This is a genomic window from Alcaligenes sp. Me129, assembly GCF_050487245.1.
Taxonomy (GTDB): Bacteria; Pseudomonadota; Gammaproteobacteria; order Burkholderiales; family Burkholderiaceae_B; genus Alcaligenes; species Alcaligenes phenolicus.
In genome coordinates, this window is the sequence record NZ_JBKQGX010000004.1 from 241,196 (window position 1) to 254,824 (window position 13,629).

The window sequence follows — 13,629 nt, forward strand, 5'->3', positions numbered from 1 at the left end:
ACACTACATGTTTCCAGATCCTGACGGATAATCCCAGCTCGTTGCCCTGCCTTTACGATTGCTCTCATCAGGTTCTCGCGATCAAAGCAAGCAGACTGAGAGAACTGTTGATTATTTTGTGTCATAGCAGCTCCGAAGAAAAAACCCTCGCACCGTCCAAATGGGAACAGTGTCGAGGGTTTTGATGAGGCGTGGGTTAAGCAACGCTCTGATGAGCATAGTTTGCAGCGTATTGAAGCGCACTACTTGCTCCATATCCTGCTTGATATGCCGCAGCGCCTTGGTTCACGGGCACCGGAGTGCTGTTGAACCTTGGAGTTGCTGGACCTTGAGCGTTTTCCTGTGGAGCTTTATTTTCAGACTGGCCCTGCTCAGGCACATCCTGAGAAGATTCATTATCGGTCGAGGGGTTCTGCAGAGGAGCCTCCTCTTGGAAAGGAGTGTCATCCACGCTGGACTCTTCTTGCGATTCACGTCGGAAAATATTAACGCCATCAACAGTGACACTGTTGATCAACAACAGCCGTCCCTTGATAAGTGCGGCAGGCTCTTGCTCGCCAGTAGTGCGCCCATTCTCATCTCGAAGGTTGCGCATGTAGGAATGGGCGTAAATATCACCCACACGGAACGAGACGAAAACCTTGCGTTTAGCCTCGACATCACCCTTGAGTTTTTCCACCATTTCGATGGCTTCACTCCCCGAGACCCGGAGGTCAAAGTAGGTGTAGTCAGGTTCGTCCGTCTTTCCACGCATGGCAGAAATCGAGCAAGAAAGAAAAGGCTTTGCTTTGCGGCCAGAACCCTTGGTTTCAACCCAACGAATACGGTTCAGATAACCGACACCGTTAACGTGAAGATTGAAGTGGTTAGAAGTTTGAGTGGAAGCGTTAGTCATGATAGTGAACTCCAGAAAAATGGACTGGAGGAACACGCACCCACCCAAGAGCCGAATGGCCTGGACAGGGAAAGCGGGTTCCCTGTCCGGGTAGCAAAGAAGAAGATGTACTCTGGTACTGTCTTAGAGGATCAGTACGTGCGTCTTTCAAGAGTTGAGACGCCGCTGTGGGGTGCCTTATGGCGATTCACGACAGTAAATTATCAGCGATCAATGTCAAAGTCAATTCTACGTTTCAACCATTTAATGACCGGAATAATAAAAATGGCCCACCCCACGGAAAGGGTGAGCCAAAAAACAAAGGATGCCTCAGAACTGCTTAGGCAGCCCTGCCTGTTTCAGCACACCATTGGCAGTGTGTCGAGACAATATCTTAGAGTCCACTGGAAAGTGGGTTTCAGTAAGAGGCGAATACCAGATAACATGGTCGCCCTTCCCTTTGCGTACTTCGACGCAGCCTGCTTGTATGAGAATTTTTATCAGCTGCGGCGTATAGCTCGCACCCATCTCAAGCTTGGCTACGTTGGAGGGGTGCAACACGCCTAGCAATGAGTTCAAAACTCTCACCAGTGGCATCCTTATGAACGCCATTGGCGTCCAAAAGCTCCGGCACCATTACGTCCAACTTTTGTGTCAGTTGTTCCATCGTAGGTGCCTCGGTGATTAAGCCAGGTACGTCCTGAGACGTGGCGACCCAAACACCAGCCTCGGCATCCCAGTCCGCATAAACCAGGTGAAGTTTGGCCATCAGAATGTCCCCTGGAGAGGATGAAATTAAAAGCATATTCGCTCCTAAAAAAAAGGAGCAGCAGCCCTTGCGGGTTGCTGCCCGCAAGGGTGTAAAAAGCCCAGGCAATGCCTCGATGCACTTTCAGGGTTGAGCACATCTGAACCGCTTTCAATCGGTAAACGGTACAGAATCAACCTACTCGATTTAATCGCAGCAGTCAAACTGGCTTTAATCAGATTTCAAGCGTGAGCAAGCGCGGCGGACTCCCCTTGCATCCATCGTTGCAATGCTGCATTCGTGATCGCAGCGGCTTCATTTGCTTGTGTCATTGTCACAGCCTCTACGACATCAATTTCTGTCTCACGCTTGCCCTCCAGGATCTTCCACACAGCCTCATCGATCGTGTCGGGTATGAGCGGCACGATAACCATCACATCGCGCTGCTGGCCCAGCCGGTACGCCCTATCCTCGGCTTGGCGCATGAGCGCGGGGGTCCAGGGCATCGATGCAAAGGCCACGTAGTTAGCAGCGGTTAGAGTAATACCGACACCAGCTGCCATCGTAGTGCCGATAAACACCCGGACCTCGGGGTCATCCTGGAATGTGTCGATGGCCTTTTGCCGCTTGATAGCAGAGTCAGCTCCGACCAGACGCACAGCCTTAATACCAGCGGCCGTAAAGGCATCATGCATGGCATTGACCGTGCTCATGTACTCGCAAAAGATGATGATCTTGTCTTCGGCCTGTAGGCTCTCAACCGTTTCTATCAGGAACGGTGTTTTAAGCGTTTCAAGACACTGGCGCAGCTTAGTGATCTTAGGCATGGCCATAAGGCTCATGTCATCGTAAATCTCTTTGTAGGCAGCCAAGCCTTCGCTAGGTGAGATATAGCGCACCGAGTGCGTTTTGGCGCCAAGGTCGAGCACGTCTTTTCGCCTGCGCAGCATCCAACCGCCCAAGGCACGGGCTAATGCAGCTCGACGATCACGGGATCCAGTGAATTCTTTGCGGAACTCCTTCAGCTCCATATGGCCAAGTGAGTGGCCCGTCAAACGCAAAAGCGTGTGCAACTCAATTTCACGATTCAGAAGCGGTGTACCGGTCACCACATAGCGCTTCGGAATACGCGTGGCCATCACAAAGGCATTGCGTGTACGCCCAGATTTATGCTCCTTCAGGTAATGCGCTTCATCAATAGCCATGGCCCCGAACGCCAACCCGACTTCTCGTACCAGGCCACCCAATCGTTCGTAGTTCGCAATGACCCACTGACAGCCGTATAACGTCGAGATTCGATCATCCCCTGCAAAGCCGACAATAGCATCGGGGTACACGGCATGGATCTCACGCTCCCAGTTGATACGCAGAGAGGCGGGACAGACAATAAGCACTCTTCCCTGCCCTGCTGCCAGGCGAGCACCCACAACTGTCTGGCGTGTCTTGCCCAGACCCATATCGTCGCCTAAGCATGCTCCTGTCTGCCCAGCAAGGTGACGTACCCCTTCGATCTGATAGTCTCGTAAGCCCGCGCCCACAGCAGCAGCGGCCAGCACAGCCTCATCGATGTCAACTGAACTACTTTGTTCCAGGTCAGCAGACAAAAAACCCGCGCCGTCTACATCTTGACCAGGACTGCCATCTCCTCGCTCAGGTGTTGCAGCAGGAACCTGAATGGGAGATTCGTCAGCATTCGGTGATACCAGCTCTTCGAGTACGACGGGCTGCTCATGCACGAACGAAAATTCAGGGGCCACGCCTGCCAGGTCACGGAGCATCTTCTGGATGTGAGCTACGTCACCACGTACTTGCCACGCTGCAGCGGGTTTATGAAATCTCCCCTGTAGCGCACGCATGGCACGCACGCACAGCCCATCGTACGAAAAGCTGACGGCATGTTGGCCATGGTTGAGGTCGCCTCTGGCCAGCTCAAAAATTTGGACGTCGAGCAGTTGGGTAAAGTAATCAGGCTCGGGTGCCCTTATAGCTGCTTTTAATAGCGCAGCAACCCCGTCAAACTCAACATGCTCACGCAGATAGAGCGCTTCTAACCAAGCCAGGGCATGGTCCGCGTTAGCCTGCTCCAATACCCACATTCGCCGTCCTGGACACCACCATGCTCCAGCTTTGGACAACCGGGCAGCCATTCCTGAAATATTGAACAGCTGTAGCCCAAGCCTACGACCGTCAAAAACGGCTTGAATCAGTAACTCAGGGGCCTTGAGGGAGATTGGCGCAATACTCAATGGCAGCACCTAAAACGCCGAAAACGAAGCAACAGCCATAGCAATCAAACCGAGGGCTGAAGTAACACCACCAATACTGAAAGAGAAGAGCCCTAAATCACTGCCATGCATGCTTAGCCCATAGATTAGGGCAAGAGCACCTATTGAAAAAACAATCGCAGATATCCCAAAAATTAACATTTTTAAGGCTCCAGGCACCAATTAAGAAGAGACTTCGCCAACATCTTGGCGCTGTCTTTCAATATTTGTTTTTTTCCAGCAATTTAAGCTAACTTCTTCAACAATCTTGTCTAAATCAAAATTCGTCACCACCTCGCCGCTATCAAGTCTTTTCCGAACTAAGACTTCAACTTGTGGATGGATACGTATTGCTTTCCTTATCCTTTTTTTCTCTGCCGGTTGATTAGGGTCTGGAACCCAAAAAATATATACGAGACTTGCAATTAAAGCGATTACAGCTAAAAAAACAACTATCCAAAATAATGCGTCCTGCATAGCTGCGTAATTCATATTGAACCCTTTAGAGCACTATCAGGTTGGAGAACGATTCTTGTGCTTGTGTTATCAAGTACGGTATCCAGCATCTCGGGTGAGATCGCTTGTATGGCACAATTTGTTTTATGAAGCTGCTTGGCAAGCGCAATGCCTCGATGATCCCTTACAGCTCCCTCCCTTTCCCGCTCAGATTTATAGACTAAATTTAATTCGAAAACCTCTCCGTCCAATTGAATGCCACGCGTCCTCAATTCAGAAATATTCTGCTCCGCAATCCAGAGAGCAACGCCCTTCCACTTACACCAACCGATAACCTCATTCAATATTTCCTTATCGAGATGGAGGGCATGATCAATAACAATCGTTTTGGTTGTTTTTGGATCTGGCCACAGCCAGTTTTCAATGGGGTTCACCAAGGGATCGAGTAGCAAGATGCCCTCCCCGGTAAATACAGAAGCAATCAATTTAGATTTACCCACACCTGTTTTGCCCGTAATGAGAATTACGTCATATTTAGGCTTCATCACCTCTTCCTCTTTTTAGTGAATCGGGACCATTCCCGCGCAAGCACCCTGCTGGTACCAGGGCGCCTGCCTCCCACTCAAACACTCGATTCTCTTTCCCTTTCAAGCAGATACAGAAAACGCACAATCGGAACCACAACCGCTAAGATTAACGAACACAAGGCCAAGAAAAGAAAGCCGCCATTGATTTCAATCTCAAGAACACTATTGAATACGTAACAAATCACAACTACTGTCATTGTTAACACTGACACCTGCGTAACAAGCCACGCCAACTTTACTTGCATATTTCCTCCGTTTCTGTAGACCAGGCCACTGTTTTACTGATCAAGCGGGCACATCCTCATCCAACGATGCCTCCTGATCACGGGCTGACGAAGGTCGGTTTGCTTGTTTGTAGGTGATCGACTCAATACGAGTGAGCTGCAGGGCTACATCCTCAGCAACGATCTTGATGACTTGTACCTCGGCATTCGTGGTCTCATCTTTGGCAAAGAAATCCCGCTCCTCTCCAATTACCAGTACGCGAGCTCCCTTGCGCAAGAACTGTGCACACGCCTCGGCCTTGCTGCCGTAGATCTCGACCTCGCGCCAGAAGCCCCCAATCTGCCCAACTTCGCCGGTGGCCTGGTCCACCCCATAACGCCCAAAATACACACGCATACTGCACACACTAAACTCTTCCCCCGAATTGTTCTTACGAGGAATACGTTTCAAGGTGGGTGAGTCGCCCAGGTTGCCCTTACCAATAAACAAGTTCTGCATATCAACTCCTTTCGGTGAAAAACAAACGACTTGACCATATGGTCGGATTGCCCTGCGTTAACTGGATCACGCCCTACTTCGACTCGGAATTGGCCTAGCAAAAGTGGGCACTTTGCGTTGCTGGCTCAATAACTTCAGTTCACGTACGAGCCCGCGCAATTTGAGGTGTTGCGAATTGAATTCTTGTGCCTGGGCATTGGCGTGCTCGTACCACTGCCGCAGCACGGTCGGTAAGACTGAATATCTTGCATGCGCCTCTTCCCATGACAGATGCTTTCTTGTGCCAATCTCTCGCCAACGCAGAGCCATATAGCCATCCGCTTTACGACGGTGCTCGGCCAGATACATGGAATAGCCAGCCACTTTCTTTGTGGCAGCACAGAGAGCGACCATGTCTGCCTCAACCTGGTCAACTTGCGTAAGATGGTGGCGCAGCGTCTGGGCGGTGCCCCTACCCGTAAAGGGCTTTGTGTCAATCACGCTCTGACACGTTTCGTTCTCCAAGGTCCCCCTTGCCCACTCAACTACATTGACACGTTGACTTCGAGTCTGCTTTGCCATTCATTTACCCTTTCTTCACAAAACCCTTTCTTCACACCAAATCAGAATCGGCATCCTGATACTCATCGGCTGCGCGCTTTGCTTCAGCTTCAGCCAGTTGCACACCAACTGACTGCAACAGGTTCCTTTCCTTCTCAGTCAATGTGTACCGGCGTCGAGAGTGCCGTGGTTGCAGCTTGGCGGTGAACACATCGGCAGGCACCATGCCGAATACTTCGCGCACGAACTCTACCCGCTGCTTGCCTTCTTCTGAAGCATGTTCCGTAATGAAGTCCAGTCGGGACAGCGCATTAATATCTGGCTGCATGAGCCAACGTGAAAACCTGGCGACTTCATTGAATACGCGACGGATAAAGCGAGTCATTTCCGTGATTGAGCGGCGCATCTGCTGATCGCTTAAGAGCGTCTTGCGGCCCAGGGTCTTTTGCAAACGTATGAAGTAGTCGTAATCAACAATCAAGCGGCTGATGCTGTATCCGTAGGGAGATCGGAACCCCAGCTGCAAAGACTGCGGTTGTGCAGACTTCAGGACGGAATAACTCAACCCTCGTTGCTGCTGACTAGACAGCAAAGTCTCGGCAGCCTTGATCTCCTCTTGCAGCCGCTCATTCACTTCTTCCATGGATTGCTCATGACGCAGCAAAGACCAATCGGCATAGGGATTGTCATTGCCCGTTAGCAGCCATAAGCTGCGCAACGAACTGGCGACACGGCGACCACCCACAATAGGTGCCACATCCGAGCCAGGCTCACGAACTCGCCCCATAAACAACCTGAACGCTTCTTTGGTATGCAAGGTCATCAGATCGTCTTCTGAATCAACCAGTGAGCCCAGGTCATCCATAGCGAAGAACTCAGCAGGCTTAACGTCGGGATCAGACCCCTTGCGTGTGTGGAACTTGGCCTGCATACGAGCCAATTGATCTTTGCGATCTTCCAGTTCGATATACCGTTCATAAAGAGGATCATCCTCATGCATCGGACCTGCCATATACGCAGCCAGCAAAGCTTCTTCGCCGGTAATCGAATACCCATCGGTGAATGGGGAGTTCTCCTCCGTAGAGAACCCAATAAGAGACTTGGGTGCGGGAATGGCAGCGGGCTTGTCGCCGGACTTGAGTCGTGGCTGCTTATCAGTCGAAGTAGGCATAGGTAGTCACTGAGAAGAGAAAAATGAATGGGTGGTGATGGACATCATCAGATCGTCGAGCCCTTGAAATCTGCCAGCGGGGTTGCGTTGACAGCATCCAGAAACGGGAACGTATTGGCACGAAATCCAGGCAACATGCCGCTCAAAGGGTCTTGATTGAGGAACTCCAACAAGGCGTCACTGTTGACTGTGACCAAGGTGCGGTAATTGGGCTGAGGCATGACATTAATAAGTCCCATCGTCTCCAGTCGCTCTAAGGCGCGTTGAACTTGACGACGGTTGATTTGACCTAGCAATGAGTCCAAAGCCATCTTGGTAGCGGACGTCCGAACTCGGCGCTCATCTCCGTGGTCTTGTAGCAGTACATGAAGAACCAGGGCATCGCTGTATTTCTGTAGTCTATGCAGAAGATGGATAAACAATTGTTCGTTGGTCATTAATAGGATCTCCTGAATGTGTTCTGTTAAGTGGCCCAAAACGGGCCACCTCCCACACTGTGTGCGGTGGCCCAAAATGGGCTACCTCCCAACTGTTGGGGATTAGGACAAAATGTCCTACTGAATGAAGTTCTGGTCAGCCAGGTCCTCATGACTGCTTCCTCATGGCTTGCACTTGCTGGCGCAACTGGGCAAAAGCCTCCTCTTTTGTCATTGGAGGCAGAGAAGTCGTTAGGTTTGTATTGAGCGCCTTGATGTGCTCTTGGACGGCGTCCTGCGCATGTCGATTTTGTTCACGCTGGCTCGCGATGCTTTGTGCATACGCCAGATGCACACGCCCCGATTCCAAGCCAACACGCAGCGAATGCAAGTAACCAGGAGGATTTGCGATTTGCTTACCTGGATTGCGCAACTGGCCTTCCAGTTCATCCAGTAAACACTGACGATGTTCGGGTTTAGCTGTGGCCAGCACTTTCCGTACAGCCTCATGCCATTGCTTGCCAAGCACACTGGGTAGGCTGATATCAACCTCGTCGTTTTGAAAATTCAAATCATCACGACGACAACCCGCTATCTCGGCCAGTGCCTTGGACTTATCCCCTGCAGACGCCGTGGTGATGGCGGGTCTTGTAGTTGTTTGAAGAGATATTGTTGTATTGTTGTTTCGCGGTTTGGGCAGCTTAGTTTCGCGTTTTGGGCAAGTTAGTTTTGCGGTTTGGGCATCAAGTTTCGCGTTTTGGGCAGCTGGGCGAGTTGTGAGGTCGCTTGCTTTTGTGAGTTGTCCACAAGCTGCACCAGGACTGACTGAGGCCTGAGCAAAGAGACGTCCAGGATTCATACTGGCAGGGTCACGCAGCGCGTGCTGGAGGGTAGCGTTTGCCCGTGCTGCGCCAGCACTATCCAAATCAAACAGCGGCCTTTGTGACTGTGTGCCAGCTCCAAATAATTTGCTTGATCGTGATGGCGCAGGCTTCTGCCCATTATTAACAGGGTCAGGTTTGGATACCGGTGTCAGTTTCGGTGTAGCAGCAATGGGTGGCTGATCGGTAGACTCAGACTTGAGGGGGTACTGCTCCTGACCGTGTAACAAAGGGCATAAGGCCAACAAGTTAATGCGTATGCGATTACCTGCCTCCTGGAGTAAACCCATTTGTTTCAGGCGATCACGGGCATTGCGTTGTGTTTTACTGGTCAAGCATAGGGCGTTACGAATCGCCTGTTGAGACAGCGTAAATTCACCTTCGATGCTTCGGCTGTAAGTAAGAACATGCCGTTGCTGAATCAGCAGATACGATAGGTACAAGCCAGAGGCCACATTGCCCGCAATATCCGCCAATGGCCGATAGAAGCTCACGTAGCGTTTCAGCAATGGTGCGAGTTGCGCCCAGTTTGCTTTCTGATCAACAACTGAGATCCCCAGGCAAGAAGCGAGACGATCAAGGTTGATACGATAGTGGAGCTTGGCCGGTCTACCAGCCAACTTTTCCTGGATCAACGAATGTTGAACGAGCAAGAGACGAGCGCTCTCCTGCTCTCGGGTGGTCAATCCCGTTGCTTGCGTACACTGTTTTGCCGTCAGAAAAAACCAGCCATCACGATTTTTATAGTGAACGGCAGTATGCCGAGCCCAGTAGAGCGCATGCCCCAAAAACAAAGCAGCTTTGAAATTGCCCAGCGTCTCAGCCAGGTTTGGGTAGTACTGCACAAACCCTTGGCTGGTGAGCAACTGCATAGCCTCATCAATTAGAGACGCCGTTGTTGTATCGGTGTTTAATGCGGCACCCATAGCCATCTCATCCGTATCGCTTGGAAATAACGGGTTGTGACGACGATGAACCTTGTTGTTGATGAACCTCCTCGAGCGAGTTGGCCAATGAAGCGGACGCTTGGAGAATGGCATCTGCGACAACATTCAGATGCAAGCGGTATTCCGGTACACGGCCTGGTCCGGACTGTTCACTTAGCATGCCCAATGAGATCAAATCTCGTCGGCATGTCCGCTGCTGAGAGGCAGTAATCCCTGTGACCTGATGACACTGCGTCGCTGATAGTCGAAACACATAATCATCCTCCTGGAACTCCTCGGGCTTAGCTTGAGCAACCCGTTCCAACACAGACGAAAGCCATAAGCCCGTGATGACATTGCCCGTAATGTCGACATACAGACGATGAAAGCTGATTGGCGTTTGCCCCATCAAATTCAACAGCGCCGCCTGCGCTAGAAAGTCTTCCCTTGGCGCGTCTTTACTGTTCTGAGTGCCCCCGACATGAGAAGACGGTAAGGCCCACTCGCCCTGAGCCTGACCACAATACTCACGCTCTGACGCAGGGACAGTCGCCGGATGCAACGCAGTTGTAGAAGTACTTGGCATAGTCATAATTTCGTCCATGTGGCTTTATCCTTGCAGTGGTGGCGTCGTCGGCTTTATTTCCAAACCAAGCTCATCATCTTCAGCAAACTCGACAATGGTTTGCTGCAGTACACTGATTCGCAGCTCAGGAAACTGTTGGTGTAAGGCGTAGATTCGGTCTCGGCAGGGTTGATCAGACATCGATTGCTGAATATCGAACCAAGCTCGATGGATGGCATCACGCACAGCGACTGGAGGTAGGGCTGTACGGCCACCGGGCTCCCCTCCAGGTCTGAGCTGAGCGCGCAAGTCCCGATACTCCTCGTGGGACAACTTGAAGTACGCACACACCATCCGACGCGAAGCGCCATGAATCACGAAGTATTCGCGTAACTTGGCGTGTTCACGACGCATATCGAGCAAATGTAGCCCTTTGCTGATGACCTGCTCAGACAGTGAAAACCACATTTCCTGTGGTGAGTTGGCCAGATTCGTGATGTCCCGAGTAGTCCGGTAACGCAGATCATCAAGAAACTCGGGGGAGTAGCCTGCACGCAAGAGCGAATCCATCTCCCCACCATCGATTTGTTCAATAATGTGGGCCAACAACATGCGTCGTAACACAGGGCATTGAATGGGAATCTTATTCATGAAATTTCCTCCGTCACATCCGGCATGAACAAGGGCATAAACCCGTCCAGTTGACGCTCTGGGTAACGAGTCCGAACCCGTTCCATTTCTGTGAGTAGACGAGTCACCAACGGCCCCAATTGCTCATGCCGCAATACCAGGCTCACGCTTTGGAGCGAGACATGGTCAAATGCCTCGCCCAGTAACTCCAGCGCTCCTTCCTGAAACTGCTCCTCGCCCTGCTCCCAAAGCTGTTTCCAAGCAATGGTGAAGCCATCGGCTTCGTGTGGAATGAGCTGCGTAAATCGACGATCAAGCTGACCGGTGAGACTGACCAGGATTTTCCAGAGGGCTCGGCGATAAATGACCAATTCTGGCTCCAGCTCAATCCCATCAACATACCCAATACCTTGGGCAGGGAAGTCCAGATAAAAGCCGAAGATGTGTTGTGGCTGATCGCTTTTAAAAAGCACATCCGACATATCAATCAGGCTTTGAAACTCTCCTAACACCGTAAATATCGGCTGTGGATCAAATCCTTCGCTCTCCCCGCTCATAATCACGCTTTGCGAAACCGATGGGGAGACTGGTAGGAAGACACCGCCAGAACTGTCGGGCTTACTCATAGGCGGGGGCACACTGGCCAACATTCGACCTAGCGGAGGTTGCGTTGGAGTTTGCTTTAATGACTGTTCAGGAACAGCGGACGATTGGCCTACGGGGGTTGAAACTGTCGCCTCAATCAACGTAAGGGTTTCAACCGCCATACGTGGGTTAGCTTCCAAAGCCTGAGCCATGGCTAATAACTTATCGGGAATCACCTCCAAAGCCGCAGCAACCGCTATGGTGACCTCTTCGAGTAGTTGCTCCACTTGTAAAAGTGCAGGCACATCCCGATCGCTGACCTCTTCCGCACTAGTACGGTTACTCAGTTGACGGGCAGCGGATTGCTGGCTAAGCAACGCGGCATATTTATGCAGGATTGTTTGTAATGCTGTTTCAGCAATAGGCTGTTGGTTGAATTTGTCAGCTAATTTTAAAAGCTGTGTTAAACGAGGTTTAAGAACCAGATTAACGTCACTAATTTTGAGCCAAGGACCTATTGGAGCTAAATACTCAACAGCGAAAAGGAAGTTTTGCAGCATGCTCATGCCGAAATTCAGGCCACTGGCCTGGCGCAACTCTCGGTTCAATTCTGTAGTCGAAAGTGTTTTGCCCGATTCCTTCTCGAAATGCTCCTTAAACGACAGCACTCCCTGGGCTTTTTCCCAAAACGAAATATCGCCACGCTGCTCGTTTTCAGCCAGGTGCGCCGCAATAGTCGGAGCATCCCCTTTCCAGACCTTGACGATGACCGTCAGACGTGCGAAGCGTTGGTCACCCTCTTCGTAAAGCTCTTTCGCAATACGCAGCCGTGTATTTCCTCCACCGTAGACCATATAGCGCGGCTGACCAGGACGCCTGGTAACGCTGATATGGTTCAAGATGCCATTGGCCCGAATCGACGCCTTGATCTCGTCATAGAGTGGGTTTATTTCGGTACGCGGATCAAATTCGTACCGATCAATATCGGTAATCGCCAAATTTGAGATACTGCCATCGACTACATCCATGGGCGTCATAGCTCCCATGGCGTTTAGCGGTGGAGGCGTACCCATCAGGGAACGTTTTGCAATGTCTTGATAGTTCGATTTTTTTGAGGACACGGGACTGGTCTCTCTTGATGTTGAGCTCAACTCAGCGTTCATGCGCAACTGCGCGGCACGCTGACTGGCGGTCAGCAATTCCGGAGTTTTAGACATGGCACGCTCTACGAGTTAGTCGTTAGCGGGCTGTCTGGCTCGTCTGACGTGGAGATAGGGACATGCAATGCCGCTAGCGCGGGAGCTAACTCATTGCGGTGATTGGGAGTGAATTTATTGCTCAGATTGGGGATCAATTCCCATAGCAAACTGTGCATGTGATCGCCCGCCCTGACCGGATCAATCCAGTGAGCCGGGACTTGAGCGGTAGCGGCTTTTTTGTACGCGACCGCTTGTGGAATCTGGGTGGCCAGCACGGTGACACGCCCGCTCATTTCAATGAACTGGTTGCGGATTAAGCTGGACATGGTGCGGCTATCGACGGTATTTTCGGTACGATTTATCACGCACTGAATGGCGGGCACCTTGTAGCCAAGATTGGAGGCAGATTCGTGACGAGCCACCAGTTTAATCGTGCCGTCAACAAACTCACGGGCCGACAGAACATCAGGGGCTACAGGAGCGAGAAGCACATCCGCCGCATTGACGGCGGCGTCTTGTAGGTGGCCCACTGCCCCTTGGGTATCGATGATGCAGACGTCGTACTGAGCACGAATATCCGGGTTACTTAGGGCCATCCGAATACGCACCAGGCGATCAAGCTGATTAGACAACCAGATTTGAAGGGGGCTGTCGTCACGCTGAGTGTCGGAGCACACAATATGCAAGAAACCGCCCTGCACATTCAAACTTGAACGATCACTCTCAAATTCAGCAGGTGGAAATTCGACGTGACTAATGCAGTCCGTGGTGAGTGCTCCCGACATCACCATTTGCGTTAAGCCATGAGGAGCTTGATGAGCCAGTTTGTAATAGCGTGTTAGAGATGGCTGAATATCCGCATCAATTAAAAGAACGCGATATCCGAAATCAGCAAGCAATCCGCCCAAATTGGCAGTTAATGTGGTTTTGCCAACGCCACCTTTAGTGGCAACAGTTGTGAATGTAAGCATTAAAAAACCTCGTTGAAAAACCAACGAAATCTCTGCTTAAATTACTGTATAAAAAACTCTAATTAACAGGCGACTTAACATAAAGCCACATTA

Annotated in this window: 14 protein-coding genes; all 14 read right to left on the minus strand. The window is 51.1% G+C overall.

Features of this window, described 5'->3' with window-relative positions:
- Nucleotides 1–196: 196 nt before the first annotated feature.
- Complete coding sequence (locus ACLPGZ_RS06585; protein ID WP_226348709.1) at nt 197–895, minus strand: DUF3577 domain-containing protein; 699 nt, start codon at nt 893–895, stop codon at nt 197–199.
- Nucleotides 896–1,204: 309 nt separating this feature from the next.
- The gene (locus ACLPGZ_RS06590; RefSeq protein WP_346659465.1) at nt 1,205–1,486 is read right to left on the minus strand and encodes a type II toxin-antitoxin system HicA family toxin; all 282 of its coding nucleotides are present in this window, start codon (nt 1,484–1,486) and stop codon (nt 1,205–1,207) included.
- Entirely contained in the window at nt 1,404–1,679 is a 276-nt protein-coding gene (locus ACLPGZ_RS06595) for a DUF1902 domain-containing protein (protein ID WP_222667358.1), read from the minus strand. Before ACLPGZ_RS06595 ends, ACLPGZ_RS06590 begins: the two co-directional genes overlap by 83 nt.
- A gap of 185 nt (nt 1,680–1,864) precedes the next feature.
- A complete protein-coding gene (locus ACLPGZ_RS06600) occupies nt 1,865–3,718 on the minus strand; it encodes a DEAD/DEAH box helicase (protein WP_230406157.1) in 1,854 nt (617 codons plus the stop codon).
- Between the two features lie 351 nt (nt 3,719–4,069).
- Nucleotides 4,070–4,378 carry a hypothetical protein gene (locus ACLPGZ_RS06605; protein ID WP_429641090.1) on the minus strand — a complete coding sequence of 103 codons (309 nt, stop codon included), beginning with the start codon at nt 4,376–4,378 and terminating at the stop codon, nt 4,070–4,072.
- Entirely contained in the window at nt 4,375–4,887 is a 513-nt protein-coding gene (locus ACLPGZ_RS06610) for a hypothetical protein (protein WP_429641091.1), read from the minus strand. The genes ACLPGZ_RS06605 and ACLPGZ_RS06610 overlap by 4 nt, the downstream gene beginning before the upstream one ends.
- Nucleotides 4,888–5,214: 327 nt before the next feature.
- Nucleotides 5,215–5,652: a single-stranded DNA-binding protein gene (locus tag ACLPGZ_RS06615; protein ID WP_026484866.1), complete on the minus strand. Its 438-nt coding sequence runs from the start codon at nt 5,650–5,652 to the stop codon at nt 5,215–5,217.
- 592 nt (nt 5,653–6,244) lie between these two features.
- Complete coding sequence (locus tag ACLPGZ_RS06620; RefSeq protein ID WP_131070576.1) at nt 6,245–7,363, minus strand: PFL_4669 family integrating conjugative element protein; 1,119 nt, start codon at nt 7,361–7,363, stop codon at nt 6,245–6,247.
- 47 nt (nt 7,364–7,410) lie between these two features.
- The gene (locus ACLPGZ_RS06625) at nt 7,411–7,800 is read right to left on the minus strand and encodes a hypothetical protein (RefSeq protein WP_051316415.1); all 390 of its coding nucleotides are present in this window, start codon (nt 7,798–7,800) and stop codon (nt 7,411–7,413) included.
- A 148-nt stretch (nt 7,801–7,948) separates the two neighbouring features.
- Complete coding sequence (locus tag ACLPGZ_RS06630) at nt 7,949–9,586, minus strand: hypothetical protein (protein ID WP_429641092.1); 1,638 nt, start codon at nt 9,584–9,586, stop codon at nt 7,949–7,951.
- Nucleotides 9,587–9,593: 7 nt separating this feature from the next.
- Nucleotides 9,594–10,190: a hypothetical protein gene (locus ACLPGZ_RS06635; protein ID WP_429641093.1), complete on the minus strand. Its 597-nt coding sequence runs from the start codon at nt 10,188–10,190 to the stop codon at nt 9,594–9,596.
- A gap of 6 nt (nt 10,191–10,196) precedes the next feature.
- Nucleotides 10,197–10,802, minus strand: coding sequence for an STY4526/YPO1902 family pathogenicity island replication protein (locus ACLPGZ_RS06640; protein ID WP_222667350.1), 606 nt, complete (start codon nt 10,800–10,802; stop codon nt 10,197–10,199).
- Nucleotides 10,799–12,583 carry a ParB family protein gene (locus ACLPGZ_RS06645; RefSeq protein ID WP_429641094.1) on the minus strand — a complete coding sequence of 595 codons (1,785 nt, stop codon included), beginning with the start codon at nt 12,581–12,583 and terminating at the stop codon, nt 10,799–10,801. Before ACLPGZ_RS06645 ends, ACLPGZ_RS06640 begins: the two co-directional genes overlap by 4 nt.
- Before the next feature lie 8 nt (nt 12,584–12,591).
- Nucleotides 12,592–13,536, minus strand: coding sequence for a ParA family protein (locus ACLPGZ_RS06650; protein ID WP_429641095.1), 945 nt, complete (start codon nt 13,534–13,536; stop codon nt 12,592–12,594).
- Between the last annotated feature and the right edge of the window lie 93 nt (nt 13,537–13,629).

What these genes read in the sequence shown, in the direction of transcription:
- ACLPGZ_RS06595 (WP_222667358.1), bottom strand. Translation starts at nt 1,679, where the DNA reads ATGCTTTTAATTTCATCCTCTCCAGGGGACATTCTGATGGCCAAACTT.
- ACLPGZ_RS06590 (WP_346659465.1), bottom strand. Translation starts at nt 1,486, where the DNA reads ATGGCGTTCATAAGGATGCCACTGGTGAGAGTTTTGAACTCATTGCTA.
- ACLPGZ_RS06650 (WP_429641095.1), bottom strand. Translation starts at nt 13,536, where the DNA reads ATGCTTACATTCACAACTGTTGCCACTAAAGGTGGCGTTGGCAAAACC.
- ACLPGZ_RS06600 (WP_230406157.1), bottom strand. Translation starts at nt 3,718, where the DNA reads ATGTGGGTATTGGAGCAGGCTAACGCGGACCATGCCCTGGCTTGGTTA.
- ACLPGZ_RS06585 (WP_226348709.1), bottom strand. Translation starts at nt 895, where the DNA reads ATGACTAACGCTTCCACTCAAACTTCTAACCACTTCAATCTTCACGTT.
- ACLPGZ_RS06605 (WP_429641090.1), bottom strand. Translation starts at nt 4,378, where the DNA reads ATGAATTACGCAGCTATGCAGGACGCATTATTTTGGATAGTTGTTTTT.
- ACLPGZ_RS06635 (WP_429641093.1), bottom strand. Translation starts at nt 10,190, where the DNA reads ATGGACGAAATTATGACTATGCCAAGTACTTCTACAACTGCGTTGCAT.
- ACLPGZ_RS06620 (WP_131070576.1), bottom strand. Translation starts at nt 7,363, where the DNA reads ATGCCTACTTCGACTGATAAGCAGCCACGACTCAAGTCCGGCGACAAG.
- ACLPGZ_RS06630 (WP_429641092.1), bottom strand. Translation starts at nt 9,586, where the DNA reads ATGGGTGCCGCATTAAACACCGATACAACAACGGCGTCTCTAATTGAT.
- ACLPGZ_RS06610 (WP_429641091.1), bottom strand. Translation starts at nt 4,887, where the DNA reads ATGAAGCCTAAATATGACGTAATTCTCATTACGGGCAAAACAGGTGTG.
- ACLPGZ_RS06640 (WP_222667350.1), bottom strand. Translation starts at nt 10,802, where the DNA reads ATGAATAAGATTCCCATTCAATGCCCTGTGTTACGACGCATGTTGTTG.
- ACLPGZ_RS06625 (WP_051316415.1), bottom strand. Translation starts at nt 7,800, where the DNA reads ATGACCAACGAACAATTGTTTATCCATCTTCTGCATAGACTACAGAAA.
- ACLPGZ_RS06615 (WP_026484866.1), bottom strand. Translation starts at nt 5,652, where the DNA reads ATGCAGAACTTGTTTATTGGTAAGGGCAACCTGGGCGACTCACCCACC.
- ACLPGZ_RS06645 (WP_429641094.1), bottom strand. Translation starts at nt 12,583, where the DNA reads ATGTCTAAAACTCCGGAATTGCTGACCGCCAGTCAGCGTGCCGCGCAG.